The following is a 16,537-nucleotide window of genomic DNA, read 5'->3' as shown; positions in this document are numbered from 1 at the left end:
TCCCCAGTCCCCAGTCCCCAATCACCGATCACCAGTCACCAACCTTTGATCATTTTTTGTGGATGCAATGGCGATCGCCCATGAAACCAAAACTGTAATTAAACAGAATATCAGTTTAGCAGTAATTCCCAACTTAGCCGCATTAGGACTAGCTGCAACCTTTGGAATGCACCCCTTAGCAGCGACAGTAATACATAATGGTTCTCCTATAGTAGCCGATTTAAATGGGTTACGTCCATTGATGCACAAGGATGAACAATAGCAATTATCTGTAATTTATTACATCATTCGCCATCACTTTAAGTTAAGATGAGCTTATTATGGAGAATCGAGTAAACTAGCTTTTGATTCATCAATTTGCACAAATTTACCATTCTTAACCTCTAGAAGAACAGGTTTTCCATCTCTCTCCATGTTATCTGTAAACTTGAGCGGATAACCTGATGTTTCATTTGCAGACAAATCAACGTTTTTTAATCTTTCTAATACTGTCTGACGAGACGCATTGTTTGATAAAGCCTTGATAAATGCTTGTGTAGCATCATAGCTAGTAGCTGTACGCCAACTAACATCCCCTCCCCATAGTTCTTTTGATTTTTTGGCAAACTCTTCTGCTGCTGATGTTCCTCTAAACCAAGGAACTGATAAGATCATACCTTCCACAGCTTTTCTACCTTGGATTAAGGTTTCATAACTATAAAGAGTATCCCCTCCTAGCAACTGTAACATTTGTTGATCAGGATTATTTTTATAAAAATCTAGATTTGCTTTAGCAATGTCAATAGCTTTACCAGTATTTTTTGTATCTGGAAATAGCATCGCTGCTTCTGCTTTATATTTATTGATACTTTCATAAATATAATCACCAAAGAAACTAGAGTTAAATGAATATTTTTGAACTACTTTACCTCCTTGCTTTTGAAAATCCTTGGTAAATGCTTCACTAATACTCTTGCTATAGGCACTTTGAGGATTGGCAAAAATTACGACTTGTTTTAATTTCAAACTACTGAAAACATAATTAGCTAATTTTTGACCAGTAATTTTATCAGAATCAACTACTCTAAAAAAAACAGAGCTTTTTAAATCTGCGCTAGTTGCAGTAGGAGAAATAATTGCTAGTTTGGCTTTTTCGTAATCTTGTAGTAGAGATTGAGTAACGTCACTAGAATTATGTCCTATTACCCCTAAGATAGATGAATCTTTAATGATTGCGTTAACTACTGCTTTAGCCTCATTAGAGTTGTTACTGTCATTACCAATAACTATTTCTAGTAATCTGCCATTTAATCCTTTATTTTGATTAAATTGATTCTGCGCTTGGGCTACACCTCTTAATATTTCTTGAGCAATATTATTAGTTTCTCTATCTATTGGTACAACTACTGCTAAAGTAAAAGGAGAACTTTTTTGACGGGCTAAGGCATTATTATAATAAATTCTGGATTCGACATCAGTTTTATTTGCTTGTATAGCTTGTTCAAATAAATTAGCAGCTTCTTGATAATCACCTTTTTGGAAGGCTTGAATACCTTGATCACGACGGATATTGGTGATGTTGGGGAATAGGGTTTTATCGCCCCGACTAATTCTGCTATTATCTACTACACACCAAATCCCAAATTCTTTTTTTCTCCTGCTGTACAAGGCTTAGTATATGAGCGATAAATAATACCTATAATAATACCAGCAATAAATAAACCTACAATAGTTCTTATTAATATTAATATTTGCTTTTTTTGACGTGTATCTACTTCGTGATTGACCTCATAATTACTTGTAGTTTGATTTTCAATCTCGTAAGGTTTAGCAAAGAACCTATCTTCAATCTCGTAATGAATATTACTTGTGTTAGTTGTTGTATTCTCTATAATTTGAGATAGTTCCATATTATTGTTTTCATTTATATAGGACTTACGCAAGATGTGACTGAAAACCTTATTCTTGCGTAGGGGTAATTCATGAATTACCCCTACTTTCGTTCCCTTTTGCGTAAGTCCTGATATTTGAAATATTATTTTCAATATCAGCGATCGCACTATCACCCATCACAAACAACATCTTTAAAAACTCTTACCTTCGTTTCTTCGTTCCTTCGTGGTTCAATATTCTATGTTTTCGTATTCTTTATATTATAAACTATAATTAACTCTTTATAATTTAAAACATTACGCATAAACACAAATAAATAAAACTAAATATATTTGATGATTCAGCGTGGTTTAGCGTAAAATGAGTATCAGGGAGAGCAAAAAAGAAATCAGCCCAAAACCCTTGATAGATAAGCTTTTGGGAAGATTTAACTTTTAATTTGGAATTTTCAATTGGTATTAGTATGAGAATTAGGTTAAATTTAATTAAGATTCTAGAAAAATTTCATGAATCTGCCATAAGCAAACTACGCTGTCATGGCTGAAATTACAAAATGGATTTATAAACATCCGTTACAAAAGTAGTCATATTGGTACTAGAGGCAAATTAACAGATGAAATTTTCTTGGAGAATTGTAGCACTTTGGTCCGTGCTGGCCTTAGTAATTGGCTTTTTCTTCTGGCAAGGTACTTTTGCCGGTCAACCAGCAGATAACAGCCGTAATGCAGCTAATACCCGCATGACCTATGGGCGCTTTTTAGAATACTTGGACGCTGATCGCGTTACCAGTGTAGACTTGTACGATGGTGGCAGAACTGCAATTATCGAAGCTAACGACCAAGATATTGAAAACCGCATTCAACGCTGGAGAGTAGACTTACCTGTTAACGCTCCTGAGTTGATCAATAAACTTAAAGAACATAACGTTAGCTTTGATGCTCATCCTATCCGCAATGATGGCGCGATCTGGGGTTTGTTAAGTAATCTTTTGTTCCCAGTGTTGTTGATTACTGGTTTATTCTTTTTGTTCCGTCGCTCTAATAACCTTCCCGGTGGTCCTGGCCAAGCGATGAATTTTGGTAAGTCTCGCGCTCGTTTCCAAATGGAAGCGAAAACAGGCGTAAAATTTGATGACGTGGCAGGAATTGAAGAAGCTAAGGAAGAATTACAGGAAGTTGTTACTTTCTTGAAACAACCGGAGAAATTTACCGCAGTAGGCGCGAAAATTCCTAAAGGTGTGCTGTTGGTAGGGCCTCCAGGAACAGGTAAAACCTTATTAGCAAAAGCGATCGCTGGTGAAGCGGGTGTTCCTTTCTTCTCTATCTCAGGTTCAGAGTTTGTAGAAATGTTTGTGGGTGTGGGTGCTTCCCGTGTCCGCGACTTGTTCAAAAAAGCGAAAGATAACGCTCCTTGTATCATCTTTATTGATGAAATTGACGCTGTAGGTCGTCAACGGGGTGCTGGTATCGGTGGTGGTAATGATGAACGGGAGCAAACCTTAAACCAACTGTTAACAGAAATGGATGGTTTTGAAGGTAATACTGGCATCATCATTATTGCAGCTACCAACCGTCCTGACGTTCTCGACTCTGCGCTATTGCGTCCCGGTCGTTTTGACAGACAGGTAACAGTTGACGCTCCCGATATTAAAGGACGTTTGGAAATTCTCGAAGTTCATGCACGGAACAAGAAATTAGACAAGAGTGTTTCCTTAGAAGCGATCGCCCGTCGTACCCCTGGTTTCAGTGGTGCGGATCTTGCTAACCTCCTCAACGAAGCAGCTATTCTCACCGCCAGAAGACGCAAAGAAGCAATTACCCTGTTAGAAATTGATGATGCAGTTGACAGAGTAGTTGCAGGGATGGAAGGTACTCCTTTAGTAGACAGCAAGAGTAAGCGGTTAATTGCTTACCATGAAGTTGGCCATGCTTTGGTGGGTACTTTATTAAAAGACCATGATCCTGTACAGAAAGTTACCCTCATTCCCAGAGGACAAGCACAGGGTTTAACCTGGTTTATGCCCAATGAAGAACAGGGTTTAATTTCCCGTTCTCAACTGAAAGCGAGAATTACAGGTGCTTTGGGTGGTCGTGCAGCAGAGGAAGTAATTTTTGGTGCTGCGGAAGTGACAACTGGTGCGGGTGGAGACTTGCAACAGTTATCAGGAATGGCCAGACAAATGGTAACACGGTTTGGGATGTCTGACTTAGGTCCTTTATCTTTAGAAAGTCAACAAGGTGAAGTTTTCTTAGGTCGTGACTGGACAACCAGATCCGAGTATTCTGAGTCTATAGCTTCTCGTATTGATGCTCAAGTGAGAGCGATCGCCGAAGAGTGTTATGAAAACGCGAAGAAAATTATTCGTGAACACCGTGCAGTTACAGATCGCTTAGTTGATCTGTTAATTGAAAAAGAAACCATTGACGGTGACGAGTTCCGGCAAATTGTCGCTGAGTACACTGAAGTACCTGATAAGCAACAGTTTGTTCCTCAACTGTAAGGGTTTTGAGTTTTAAATATTAGGAAATTAATGGGGATGGTGTAAACTGTCCCTATTTTTTTGGGAATAATAAACCGCAGATCCGTAGGTTGGGTACAAAGAAAGCGCAACCCAACAAAATAACTCAATGTTGATGGTTATAATTATATAAAACTGGTAACAGGGTAAGAAATATGATACAAATTATTTTGGATTCAGAACAAGAGAAGTTATTGCAGGAACAGTTAAAAACAGGTAAATATAAAACACCTAATGAAGTGATTACTGATGCTTTAAAAGTATTAGCAGAAAAACAAAATCTCAATCAAGAAAGTCAAAAAATTACAATTCTTTCTGGAGAACCAGCACAAAAATTACTGGAGGAGAAAATTAAAATGATGCAGGAACTAAAAAGGAATTATCAACCAGATCCCCACAGACAGAAATTAGCTGAAGAATTTAGCCAATTATGTCAAGAAACCCAGGAATTACAAGCTGTTCATCCTTTAACAGATGCAGAAATTGATGAAGAAATAGCAGCTTATCGGAGGAATTTATTCCCTGCTGAAGCAGAGAAAGATAAACTATTCATCTGTCACCTTTCAAAACAATTCTAACTGTTTAGCATCTTCTGTAGTCTCTTCCTTTATTATCTTACCTTTTTCTTTACCAAGACGATTAGTAGGTATTAAAAATATTGAATTTTCACCTTGTTCAATTATTCCTGCAAAACGAAACCAGGAAAGTAATCTGCTAGTATAATGGTCAGATTTATCCCTTATCTTTACCTTCTTTTTAGTAGATATTGAAAGTAATGGTAATGTAACATCTTCATCTGTATACAATTCCAGAGATTCAGTAGGGTATAATGTTCTTACTAACTCTGCCAACATATCTCTTGTAAAATATTCTCCAGGCTTGATTTTATGTTTATTTTTGTATATTTCTTTAATAACTAGATGTTCTTGTAATTGACCTCTTAAATGATTTGAGATTTCATGATCATCTAGGTCTAGTAAATCTTGTTTTATTTTAATTGATTTGGTTTCTGTATCATATTCAACCTGAAAGAAATGACGTAGATCACTAAGAATATTATCAACATTCCTAGATTCAAAATCACCTCTTATCATTTTACATTCAATTATTTTAGTCATTAGTTCTTTTTTAGTTATTTCTGTTTTCAGTAAACGAAATACATTTAATATAAAATCTACAGGACGTTTAGGGATGTAAGTTATACTCAAATCTGGTAATGTAATGTCCTTAGTTAAAATATACTCACGCAAAATATCATCTCTAACTATGTATTCATAATCAGATGGAATAATGAATAATTTTTCTATTAAAACTTGTATTTCCTTTTCATAAGATTCAAATATATTAGACTCAAAATTGGCTATTTTCTTTAGACATTCATATTCTCTGGGTTGTAACTTCTTTAAATCATCTTTAAGCATATTAATTACCAATTCACGAATTTCTTGATTTTTTATGGTAAAGTAAGAATCTACTTTATGATTATAAAATTTATTTAATAACCTTCTAAGTAGCCAAGGGAAAGGAGAACATTTTTCTTCAAGCCATTTTTCAATTATTTTAATTTTGGGTGATTTGTATTTTAATCTTTTTCTGAAAATTTTAATAAATTCCTTAGCTTCTCTAGGTACAAACTCTTCAATTGGCAATACTTCCATTGTTTCTGTTGTCAATTTTTCCCACCTATGTCTTATGTTTGGATCTAGACATAAAGATGTTGCACTTGTCCAAGAAAACCCTAATACTATATTTGTTTTATCATAGCTGAATTCATGAATTAAGTTCTCAAAAAAATCAAATGTACTTTCTAGTCTTGGTTTTCTGAGTAGATGATCAAAGTGATCAAAGAATATCACAATAACTTTACTATTTTCCTTTAAATAGTTTAATACTTTTTCGATAGTTGGGTCATCCAGAAAGCGTGAATTTTCTGTTGGTTCTATTTCATCACATATACATAGATTTAAGTCAATGAATTTTTTATCAATTGCATTGTCAATAGCTTTTATAATTGCTTCATATCCAAAATATTCAGTTCGTGCAAATTTTGTATCAAATTGCTCAAAAAACACATTTTTACTATGAGAATTTTTACTTTCTGATTGTAATTTTAAAATCAAGGATGATTTTCCTATACCATAATTACCTTCAAAGCAAATAAGGTGTTTTTCAGCTTTACCTTTTCTTATGTTGTCTATAAAGTCCCAAAAATATTTTTTCTCTCTATCTCTACCAACAAAATGTTCAGGGTTGCATGAGTAAATGTTAGTGTTTAAATTTTCATCAAATTTAACTGGTAAAAGTATATCACTAAATTTTTGTTTAGATGATTGATTTACAACTTTATTGATTATATATTCAAGAGTTTCTTTTGTAATTTTTTTGGCTTCAATCTCTATCTTAGATTTTTGTTCACTCGGACTACTGAAGAGATAGTAATATTCAGCTTCTAGAGGATGAACCAGCGAACTAGCTGCATTACACTTTGAAATAAGTTTGTCCTTAATATCATTAACTTGTGAATTGGTTATATTTGTTAAATTCTGATGTGTTAAACACTCTGATAATCTACTAAATAACCTATGTTCTACATCATTTAGCCCTGGTATATCTCCTGGAAGCTCTATTTTTTTTAATACCTTTATAATGGTTTTTTCGTCTGTTTCATTATTCAACTTATCAAGAAAAGTCTTTAAATCTTCATATTTATCTAAATTATCTTTATCTATGTCAACCTCCCCAGCTAAAATTAATAGGTATGCCAAGTTATTTTTATGGTTTTTTTTGTCATAAAATCCACAATTGGTGGCTATTATATATTTTTGAAATTGGTCAGGAAAATTTAACTCATGCTGTATAAATCTACTAATTGATTGAATTACTGGATCATCATAACTTCTAAATGGGTATTGTTCTTTTTCTTTAGTTTTAACTTGAATACCAATGAGTTTACCGTCAAATTTTTCTACTAAAATATCTTCATGGTGTTCACAATATATAGCACGTATTTCAGTCTTATCATTTAATAATGACAGAGATAATATTGCGGCATAAGTATGTTGATAACGAAAACGTCTAGATGTGTCGTCACCACCATCTTGACTTTTAACCTCTACTGGTGTTTTTGATTTATTCATAAACTTTAATAAACTGTAATATCAAAACTCCAAAATAAGCCCAGAACAAGAAAAGCAAGCTTTCAATGCGTACATTTGGCAAATTCAGTTAGGATATAAAGTTAAAATTGCCATCGGTACGCTATCAGCAGTTTTTACTTTTGGTAGTGTTTGTTTATTTTACAATGGCAAAATTGAACAAAGCCATCTTAACATAGGTATTGGTGTAATTTCTAGCTTGGTTGGTTTTAAATCTGCTAATGATAGCAAGAACGAATTAAAGGAACTGTTAGAAAGCTGTGAAATCGTAGACAGCGGTAACTAAGGGTATTAGTTTGAGATTATAGCTGTAAGGGTTTAGCATTGCTAAACCCCTACCCAATTTTACAATTTTCTGTTCTTTAGTCATCTTTAGATGACTTTTGCTATTAGACTGGGAATTCATTCCCAGGCGGGTGATCGGGTTTATCTGTTAGCTTTCACACCCGCCCAGAAATGAATTTCCGGGCTAATAACCAAAGTTTACTAAAGTAAACTATAAAAGACAAAAACCAGATCCCCGACTTCTTTTTTATCCTCTCCATAAATTTGAAAATTCTTATCAGAAGTCGGGGATCTATATCATCTTTCTACATCCTCAATTTCCTTCGCAACTCCCGCAGTTAAAACCTCATTTCCAGTAGCAGTAACCAACACATCATCCTCAATTCTAATCCCAATTCCCACCCAACGCGGATCAATTGCTGGTTGATCTTCTGCTGGTTCAGTATCCGGTACAATATATAAACCCGGTTCTATAGTTAAAACCTGTCCCGGTTGTAAAATTTGCGGGTTTTCTCCATGTTGATAAATTCCCACATCATGCACATCTAACCCTAACCAATGACTCGTTCTGTGCATATAAAATGGTTTATATTTTTCCTCTTCTATTAATTTATCAATCTCTCCTTTCAATAAACCCAATTCTACCAAACCTTCTGTTAAAATCCGCACTGCTTTTTTATGAGGTGCATCAAAAGCATTACCTGGTTTAACTTCTTCTATCGCCTGTTTTTGTGCTGCCAATACTATTTCATATAACGCTTTTTGTTCTCCTGTAAATTTCCCACCTACGGGAAATGTTCTGGTAATATCTGAATTGTAATAACCGTAAGCACAACCAGCGTCAATTAATAACAATTCGTTTTCTTGCATCTGACAATTATTTTCAATGTAGTGCAGAACGCAAGCATTTCTTCCCGCCGCAACAATGGAAGGATAAGCAGGACCCATCCCACCCCTTAACCGGAAAATATGTTCTATTTCTGCTTGTATTTCATATTCATATCTTCCCGGTGCGGTAATATTTAAAGCGTGGTTGTGTGCTTCCACTGCAATATCCGCCGCTTGACGCATTAAGTCTAGTTCGGTTTTACTTTTATGTAATCTCAAACTGTGTAAAACTGTGCTGGTATCTTCTATCCCTGTGGGTCCTATTCCCCGTTTGGGATAGGTACGCAGTAAACGTTGGTAATGTTTGATAATTTTTTCGTTGAAATTACCATCCCGTCCAATATGATAATATATCCGATCTGCTTTTTCTAAATATTGCGGTAATTTCTCATCTAACTCTGCAATAGGATAAGCTGCATCTGCACCATAAATTTCCTTTGCAGCATCCACCCCGCAACGATAACCATTCCAAACTTCCTTTTCTTTATCTTTGGGTTGCACAAACAAAATAAACTGATGTTCTTCGTGATGGGGTGCTAACACTGCTACCGCTTGCGCTTCGTTAAAACCAGTCAAGTAATAAAAATCACTATCTTGTCTGTAAACATACTCGACATCGTTGTGCATGACTGCTGTGGGTGCGCTGTGAAAAATCGCTGTTCCTTGCCCAATTTTCGACATTACCTGTTCACGACGTTGCCGATATTCTGATTTCATAGCCGATTTACCTTCAAAGATATAGTGTTGTTTTTAACTTTAGCAAAGTTACTCAGTAAAGTTTGTAATTGCTAATCTCAATTATTTTAGCCAATTTTGAATTACTCAGATCCCCGACTTCTTCAACGGGGATCTAAAGGTATTGTCAACAAAACAGGATTTGATGCTTAAATTCTGACATTGATCAACAAAAAATAAAAGTTTTTTTGATTGCTCATGGATAACTTTTAATTTTTCATAATTCATCATTTTCAACATCTCTAAAATATCTATAAACAATAACAATTGTCCGTTATTTTTTTTAGTAAATGTTTGTTATTTACAGAATCTTTATTTTCCATAAATTAAAACTTTATATTAATTACTCATAAAAACAGACCATGCCTAGTAAATCAGGATTAGATTTAAATACAACAAGTTGGGCGGTAGAATCTCGCCAAACATCACAAGATTTGACAAGCCCTCTTGATATCTCACTGCCCGGTGGTGGTAGTTCTGCACCTTCACCAGCAGATTCATTATTGCCCCAAATGCCAAGTGATTTACCTACAAATAATCTACCCACATTACCACCTTTAAGTGCTAACCCAAATCCCAATCCTTATTTAACCAGTGCCGCCATTGTTCCAGATTTCAATGGTGATGGAAAAACTGATAAAATGTGGGTAAATGTCCAAACAGGTGAAATTTTAGTGCGCCTGATGAATGGTACAACAGTTATTGAACAGGCTTCTTTAGGTACTTATGACCTATCAACCTGGAGTTATAAAACTGCTGATTTCAACAGCGATAATAAGACAGATTTCTTATTACGCAATGAACAAACTGGTGAAAATGTAGTTGTCTTAATGGATGGAACAAGAGTTGCTAGTTTCCTGACATTAGATAGAGTTGATCCAGGTTGGAAAGCAGAAATTGGCGATTTTAATGGCGATCGCAAAACCGATATTTTCTGGCGTAACAACACCACCGGTCAAAATGCTATTTGGCAAATGGACGGAACAACTGTAGTTAGTGCCACTGTTTTAGAAACCACAGATGTAGCTTTAACAGCAACCATCGTTGACTTTGATGGTAACGGTAGAAGCGATATTTTCTGGCGCAATACTACCACCGGCGAAAACACAGCTTGGTTTATGGATGGTAGCGAAGCCACCAAATACAATTTACAATCTCAAGATGTCTCTTGGGGTTATTCTCTTGGAGATTTCAACGGCGACTTAAAGACAGATATTTTGTGGCGCAACACTGCAACCGGTGAGAACAAGATTTGGACAATGAACGGTATCTTTGTTACCGAAGGTGTTGTTAAATCACTGGGCGAAGGTTGGACTGCTAAAATTGGTGATTTCAACACCGATGGTAAAACCGATATCTTCTGGCATAATGCCACAACCGGCGAAAACACAGCTTGGTTAATGGATGGTACCAGCATCAGTTCTGAAGCCTTCTTACCCAGCAACACCCCTGGTTATACCGCATCTCTTGGTGACTTTAACGGTGATGGTAAGACTGATGTTTACTGGAGAGATCAACAAACCGGTGCAGATAAAATCTGGACTATGGATGGAACAATCGCTACTGAAACACCTATTGCTGATGCAGATAAGCTAACTCCAGAATGGTATACAGCATAAGTGATTGGGGACTGGGGATTGGTGACTGGTGATTGGGAAGAAAAAACTTGATCCTGACTCCTGTACGGGCGAAGCATTCGGGCGATAAATTATCAATTTTTATCCCAGCTTGTTTTCCGAATGCCTGTCTGCCGACAGGCAGGCTTCGCCCCTACGACTCCTGGAACTTCTGACTCCTGACTGTTGCTATATCAAGATTTTCAGAATTAAGAATTATTTGTAACTAAAAATTAGCGATCGCACTTTTGATTTAATCTCACAGAAAGGCGATCGCTTTTTGTTTCCAGTCTTGTTTTCACCAAGTTAAAACTTATAACTCAAAACCTGAATTTCCGTATTTTCTTTTAAATTCCCAGAAGCAATATTCACCGTATCCCCATTACTCCGGCGCACATTCACACCCGACATTAAATTCAGAAAATCATCCACAGGTGTAATATCACAACTATTAGGATCAGCGGCTTGAGTGCGATAATGGGTAGGAATCACCAACTTAGGATTTAACACCCCCACAGCTTGTTTTGCTTCTTGGGCATTATAAGCTTTAGCACTACCACCCACGGGAACTAAAGCTACATCAGGACGACCCATGAGGATTTTTTGTTCAAGAGAAATAGGTGCAGCCGCCCCACCCAAATGTAAAATATTAATTCCCCCCTGAGTCCATTTCCAAGCAGTATTTTTACCAAATTGTCTGCCACCTTTGCGATCGTGATCTATAGAAATTCCTTGAAACTTCAAACCTTTAAATTCATACACACCCGGTTCATAAATCAGCTTAGGATTTCCCGGTAGTCCTTCCACCGCACCCTCATCTAACAATTGACTGCTAATCATTACCAAATCCGCTACAACTTTGGGGGGACGATAACCAGCAGTACAACCAACTGTCCGAAAAGGATTGACGAGAATTTTTACACCCCCACCAGTAAACAAAAAGCAGGTGTGACCCAACCACTGAACTGATACACCACTAGATTGGGCATTAACTGGCAGGTGAGAACTGAAATTAGTAACTAAAGCAGTTGCTAAACCAGCACCAGCATAACCCAATAATTCTCGTCGTTTCATGAATCACTCTCTTACCTGTAATTGTTCCAGAAAATTTCTGAGTAACTGCTTACCCGCAGCAGTTAAAACACTCTCTGGATGAAATTGGACTCCCTGAATGTGAGGATAGTTCCGGTGCTGTACTCCCATAATTGTCCCATCTTCCACCCAAGCGGTGATTTCTAATACTTCCGGGCAAGTCTCACGGTCAATCACTAAACTATGATATCTGGTAGCTGTAATAGGATTTTCTAATCCTTGGAAAACCCCTACTCCCTTATGAGATACTAAGGAAGTTTTACCGTGCATCAATTCTGGTGCGGAAACAATTTTACCACCAAATACTTGACCAATACTTTGATGTCCTAAGCAAACACCTAAAATTGGTAAACTAGAACCCAGTTTTACAATTACATCTAAGGAAATTCCTGCATCTTCTGGACGACCAGGACCTGGGGAAATTACCACTGCATCTGGTTTTAAAGCCTTGATTTCCTCTACAGTGATTTTATCATTACGAAAAACTTTTAAATCAGCAGCAACTGGGAAATCTACGGCTAGTTCTCCCAAATATTGTACTAAATTATATGTAAAACTATCGTAATTATCAATAACTATAATCACAATTTGTACCTAAGACAATTTTAGATTTTGGATTTTGGATTTTGGATTTTAGATTTAGGTTGGTAATTGGTAATTGGTAATTGGTAATTGGTAATTGGTAATTGGTAAAAAATCCAATTACATCAATCATATCGAAAATTGCACTGTTAGAACCCCTTTAAATAGCAGTCATGATTAAAGCTAATAAAGGGGGAAGTAAAAGTATAGCAGCCACTAGCAAAGCTACAAAAGCAGATACCAGTACAGCCCCAGCAGCGCAATCCTTAGCGATTTTAGCTAAGTCATGGTAAGTTTGCTTAACTGTTAAATCTACCAAAGATTCAATCGCTGTATTCACTAACTCCAACGTCAACACCAAACCGCTAGTGATAGCAATGATAGCTATTTCTACAGGTTTTAGGTGCAAAAAAAGACTCAATGCGATCGCAAAAGAGCCAACAGCTATATGAATCCGAAAATTGCGTTGAGTGTGAAAACTATAGCTGATTCCAGCCCAAGCATACTTAAAACTCACAAATAAATTAGAGGCTATTTGCCAGGAAAACTCCCGTTCTTTAGACACAAGGGTTGGTAAGCGCTTTGGTGTTGCTGATGGGGAAACTTGTTGGGACATATACTGGAGAATACAAATCTTATCAGGTGGTAATCTTGATTAATTTTAAGGGTAGAATAAAAGTTTGAGGGAATTTTAAAGAATTTGTGACAATAATTTTGAATTTTGTAATCATCGCCACCCAATGTCAATATCCTGTCTACATCCGCTATTTTAAGTTAACAATAATACCTACCGAATGTAGTAAAATTACTTGTTTTTTTAACATTTCCATCAAACTTTCCTCATCAGGATGATCCCAGCCTAAAAGATGCAATAACCCATGAGCAGTTAACCAAGCTAACTCTGTGGTTAAACTATGTTCCTGTTGTTCAGCTTGACGAGCAGCAGTATCTATAGATACAATAATATCACCCAAGTACAAAGGTTGATCAGCCAGCATTTCCTCGGTTTGGGGGAAGTTGTTTTCTAAGGCTGCAAAGGCTAAAACATCTGTGGGTTTATCTTGTTGACGATATTGGGCGTTTAATTCTTGAATTTCGGCATCATTTGTCAAACGCAGCCCGATTTCATAACTTAAAGCCTGTGGAAGTTCAGGAGTGAGAATTTCCAGCCATTTTTGAAACCAGCTTTCCCAGATGTTTTCCCCTACAACTGGGGAAGACTCTTGATCACAGTTTTCTATAAATATTTCAAATTTAGGGGGTTCAAATTTAGGGGGTTCAAATTTAGGGGGTTCAAATTGAGAAAGCACGCAATCACCTTTGTTAGCGAGTGAGGTAAGCAAGACCAACTAAGACAGCTAACAATCCTACAGCAGTTAGTCCAAAATGTTTGAGGGATGTGCCACCTTTTCTTACCATGTTTCGCATGGCTAGTTTGACGTAGCTGGGTTTGGGTTCGTTTGCAGGAGTATTGCTCATGATTTTTTGATTCATCTGTCTACATATAACTTTACATCATTTGGGCATTGGGCATGGGGCATTGGGTTATTCATCCTCCCAGTCACCAGTCACCAGTCACCAGTCACCAATCACCAATCACCAATCACCTAACCCTCTACCAATTGATTTTCTTGCCGCAGATAGGCTTGAATGAAAGCATCAATTTCACCATTCATCACGTCAGTAATGGCGGTTGTTTCCGTATTTGTACGTAAATCTTTGACCATTTGGTAAGGATGAAAGACATAGTTACGGATTTGGTTGCCCCAGGAAGCTTCTACCATATCACCGCGAATTTCGGCGATTTCTTGGGCGCGTTGTTCTTGGGCAATGACTAATAATTTCGCTTTGAGACGGGCTAGGGCTTTTTCTTTGTTTTGCAGTTGAGAACGTTCTTCTGTACAACGCACTGCTAAACCTGTGGGGATGTGAACTATCCGCACTGCGGTTTCCACTTTGTTGACGTTTTGCCCACCTTTACCACCAGAACGAGACGTGGTGATTTCTAAATCTTTCTCTGGTATTTCCAATTTTACAGAGTTATCTATTTGTGGCATGACTTCCACCCCGGCAAAACTGGTTTGTCGTTTACCGTTGGCGTTGAAGGGGGAAATTCTGACTAGGCGATGAGTACCAGTTTCCGAACGTAAGTAACCATAGGCATAACGACCTGTAATTTCTAGGGTAGCTGATTTAATGCCCGCTTCGTCGCCTTCTGATTCTTCGGCTAATGTTACCTTGTAACCGTGGTCTTCTGCCCAACGGGTATACATCCGCATGAGCATAAATGCCCAGTCTTGGGCATCTGTGCCACCTGCACCGGCGTTAATGGTTAAAACCGCACCTTGAGAGTCATAAGGACCCGATAGTAATTGTTGTAATTCCCACTGGTCAAGGTCACGATTTAATTTAGTAACGGTGGTTTCTGCTTCTTGTAGTAGTGCTTCGTCGGTTTCTAGTTCTAATAGTTCAACGACTGCTTTTGTATCTTCTAGATTTGCTTGCCATTGATAATACTGATCCAGGTGAGATTTCAGATCGTTGAGTTCTTGTAATGTTTGTTGTGCCTGGTTTTGGTCGTCCCAAAATTCTGGCTGGGCTGATATTTGTTCTAGGTCTTGAATTTTGGCTTTGAGTGCAGGTACGTCAAAGATAGTCCTGGGTTTTACCCAGGCGGCTAGACAACGTTTCGATTTCGCGTTTGAGTTCTAGGACTTCCATAGTTGAATCAAGTTTTGGGCGAATATAAGGCGCAATGATATGGCTACACTTACCGTACAGTATACGCTACTACACAAATAATGTCTACCAGAGTGGACTGGTGAGTTGAGCGATCGCTGTTGATATTTTTGATTTTAGCTGTAGTTGGAGAATTTTTGGGAAAACCACTGGTGTTAATTACCGAATCCACAGTTACCAACAAATTAAATATAAGTTTTTCTTAAATATAAGTTTTTCACACGATGTTACATTTTATTACGTATTTTAAGCTGTCATACGTTATTAAATTCTTCAAATCTATACTTTCGCCAATGCTGAGAAGTTGGGTGGTTTCTATTGTTTCTCAAGATTATAAGCTGTTGTGCATTTAATTTGTATAAGTGGAACAGGCATCTTGCCTGTTAAACAAGAGTTCAGAATATTAGGATTATACAATTTAGCTGTGTAACAGCTTAGTTCATTTGCTGGTTTTACCGCAGCTATGGGAGATTATTTATCTAGTAGGTGACAGGTGACAGAGTTGAAAGTAAAGTATTTTATAGAAATTTGGTTGTTTTCTAGAGATAATTGAAAAACCCTAATTTTGCACTGTATGTTAATAAGTTGGCTTTACCTGATGATAGCAATTCTGTTTGAAGTTTCTGGTACAATTTGCATGAAACTTTCTCAAGAATTTACTAAAATATTACCTTCAATTTTCATCTTTGTCTTCTATGGACTTTGTTTAACTTTTTTGACTCTTTGTCTCAGAAAACTAGAAGTGAGTATTGTTTATGCAGTATGGGCGGGTTTGGGTACTGTTTTAATTAGTATTATTGGTATTGTTTGGTTTCGTGAATCTTTTACGCTGATGAAATTTGTATCCATAGTATTAATAATTGTGGGTGTGATCGGTTTAAATTTAAGTGAATATGGCAGGTGATAGGGAACAGGGAATAGGGAATAGGGAACAGGGAACAGGGAACAGGGAATAGGGAATAGGGAAGAAATTTATTCTTATTATCCTGACTCCTGACTCCTGACTCCTGACTCCTGACTCCTGACTCCTGACTCCTGACTCCTGACTCCTGACT

At 36.9% G+C, this 16,537-nt stretch carries 17 protein-coding genes and 1 pseudogene; 7 read left to right on the top strand and 11 right to left on the bottom strand.

Going from position 1 to position 16,537, the window contains the following annotated elements:
• Positions 1–55 precede the first annotated feature (55 nt).
• A pseudogene (locus tag PN497_RS05040) lies at positions 56–262 on the top strand (hypothetical protein); the annotation flags it as partial.
• Between the two features lie 56 nt (positions 263–318).
• Here PN497_RS05040 and PN497_RS05035 read toward each other — a convergent pair.
• Both PN497_RS05035 and PN497_RS05030 read right to left on the bottom strand, forming a co-directional pair.
• Entirely contained in the window at positions 319–1,647 is a 1,329-nt protein-coding gene (locus tag PN497_RS05035; protein WP_096571609.1) for an ABC transporter substrate-binding protein, read from the bottom strand.
• Positions 1,605–1,889: a hypothetical protein gene (locus PN497_RS05030; protein WP_272109738.1), complete on the bottom strand. Its 285-nt coding sequence runs from the start codon at positions 1,887–1,889 to the stop codon at positions 1,605–1,607. Before PN497_RS05030 ends, PN497_RS05035 begins: the two co-directional genes overlap by 43 nt.
• A gap of 596 nt (positions 1,890–2,485) precedes the next feature.
• Here PN497_RS05030 and ftsH2 point away from each other — a divergent pair.
• Positions 2,486–4,372 (top strand): ATP-dependent zinc metalloprotease FtsH2, encoded by a 1,887-nt coding sequence (ftsH2, locus tag PN497_RS05025; RefSeq protein WP_096571605.1) that lies wholly within the window; start codon positions 2,486–2,488, stop codon positions 4,370–4,372.
• A gap of 173 nt (positions 4,373–4,545) precedes the next feature.
• Entirely contained in the window at positions 4,546–4,968 is a 423-nt protein-coding gene (locus PN497_RS05020) for a hypothetical protein (RefSeq protein WP_272109736.1), read from the top strand.
• On the opposite strand, the gene PN497_RS05015 is transcribed toward PN497_RS05020, so the two are convergent.
• On the bottom strand, positions 4,954–7,527 hold the full coding sequence (locus PN497_RS05015; protein ID WP_096571603.1) for a dsDNA nuclease domain-containing protein: 2,574 nt from the start codon (positions 7,525–7,527) through the stop codon (positions 4,954–4,956). The two genes, PN497_RS05020 and PN497_RS05015, sit on opposite strands and share 15 nt — an antisense overlap.
• Before the next feature lie 34 nt (positions 7,528–7,561).
• Between PN497_RS05015 and PN497_RS25875 the strand changes: the two genes are divergently transcribed.
• The gene (locus tag PN497_RS25875; protein ID WP_409349319.1) at positions 7,562–7,831 is read left to right on the top strand and encodes a TRADD-N-associated membrane domain-containing protein; all 270 of its coding nucleotides are present in this window, start codon (positions 7,562–7,564) and stop codon (positions 7,829–7,831) included.
• 296 nt (positions 7,832–8,127) lie between these two features.
• Here PN497_RS25875 and PN497_RS05010 read toward each other — a convergent pair whose 3' ends face one another.
• Positions 8,128–9,435, bottom strand: a complete 1,308-nt coding sequence (locus tag PN497_RS05010) for an aminopeptidase P N-terminal domain-containing protein (RefSeq protein WP_096571601.1) — start codon at positions 9,433–9,435, stop codon at positions 8,128–8,130.
• 380 nt (positions 9,436–9,815) lie between these two features.
• On the opposite strand from PN497_RS05010, the gene PN497_RS05005 reads away from it, so the two are divergent.
• Positions 9,816–11,072, top strand: coding sequence for an FG-GAP repeat domain-containing protein (locus PN497_RS05005; RefSeq protein ID WP_096571599.1), 1,257 nt, complete (start codon positions 9,816–9,818; stop codon positions 11,070–11,072).
• Positions 11,073–11,375: 303 nt separating this feature from the next.
• Here PN497_RS05005 and PN497_RS05000 read toward each other — a convergent pair whose 3' ends face one another.
• The 5 genes from PN497_RS05000 to PN497_RS04980 form a co-directional block, all read right to left on the bottom strand.
• On the bottom strand, positions 11,376–12,143 hold the full coding sequence (locus tag PN497_RS05000; RefSeq protein ID WP_096571597.1) for an MBL fold metallo-hydrolase: 768 nt from the start codon (positions 12,141–12,143) through the stop codon (positions 11,376–11,378).
• Positions 12,144–12,146: 3 nt separating this feature from the next.
• Complete coding sequence (locus tag PN497_RS04995; RefSeq protein ID WP_096571595.1) at positions 12,147–12,746, bottom strand: anthranilate synthase component II; 600 nt, start codon at positions 12,744–12,746, stop codon at positions 12,147–12,149.
• A 157-nt stretch (positions 12,747–12,903) separates the two neighbouring features.
• On the bottom strand, positions 12,904–13,359 hold the full coding sequence (locus PN497_RS04990; protein ID WP_096571593.1) for a diacylglycerol kinase family protein: 456 nt from the start codon (positions 13,357–13,359) through the stop codon (positions 12,904–12,906).
• 148 nt (positions 13,360–13,507) lie between these two features.
• Positions 13,508–14,053 (bottom strand): rRNA maturation RNase YbeY, encoded by a 546-nt coding sequence (gene ybeY / locus PN497_RS04985; RefSeq protein WP_409349318.1) that lies wholly within the window; start codon positions 14,051–14,053, stop codon positions 13,508–13,510.
• 13 nt (positions 14,054–14,066) lie between these two features.
• Positions 14,067–14,222: a DUF3285 domain-containing protein gene (locus PN497_RS04980; protein ID WP_096572817.1), complete on the bottom strand. Its 156-nt coding sequence runs from the start codon at positions 14,220–14,222 to the stop codon at positions 14,067–14,069.
• 6 nt (positions 14,223–14,228) lie between these two features.
• Between PN497_RS04980 and PN497_RS04975 the strand changes: the two genes are divergently transcribed.
• Positions 14,229–14,354: a hypothetical protein gene (locus tag PN497_RS04975; protein ID WP_272109734.1), complete on the top strand. Its 126-nt coding sequence runs from the start codon at positions 14,229–14,231 to the stop codon at positions 14,352–14,354.
• Here the strand turns inward: PN497_RS04975 and prfB are convergent.
• A protein-coding gene (prfB, locus tag PN497_RS04970; RefSeq protein WP_096571591.1) for a peptide chain release factor 2 occupies positions 14,351–15,464 on the bottom strand; the annotation gives its coding sequence in 2 pieces (ribosomal slippage) (positions 14,351–15,391 and positions 15,393–15,464; 1,113 coding nt in all). The two genes, PN497_RS04975 and prfB, sit on opposite strands and share 4 nt — an antisense overlap.
• A 49-nt stretch (positions 15,465–15,513) precedes the next feature.
• Positions 15,514–15,654: a hypothetical protein gene (locus PN497_RS04965; protein ID WP_190649990.1), complete on the bottom strand. Its 141-nt coding sequence runs from the start codon at positions 15,652–15,654 to the stop codon at positions 15,514–15,516.
• Between the two features lie 402 nt (positions 15,655–16,056).
• Between PN497_RS04965 and PN497_RS04960 the strand changes: the two genes are divergently transcribed.
• Entirely contained in the window at positions 16,057–16,386 is a 330-nt protein-coding gene (locus PN497_RS04960; RefSeq protein WP_096571589.1) for a DMT family transporter, read from the top strand.
• The last annotated feature ends 151 nt before the right edge of the window (positions 16,387–16,537 follow it).

This window comes from Sphaerospermopsis kisseleviana CS-549, from assembly GCF_028329225.1.
Lineage (GTDB): Bacteria > Cyanobacteriota > Cyanobacteriia > Cyanobacteriales > Nostocaceae > Sphaerospermopsis > Sphaerospermopsis kisseleviana.
The sequence above is the reverse complement of the archived record's forward strand: the minus strand, read 5'-3'. Positions and strand labels throughout refer to the sequence as shown.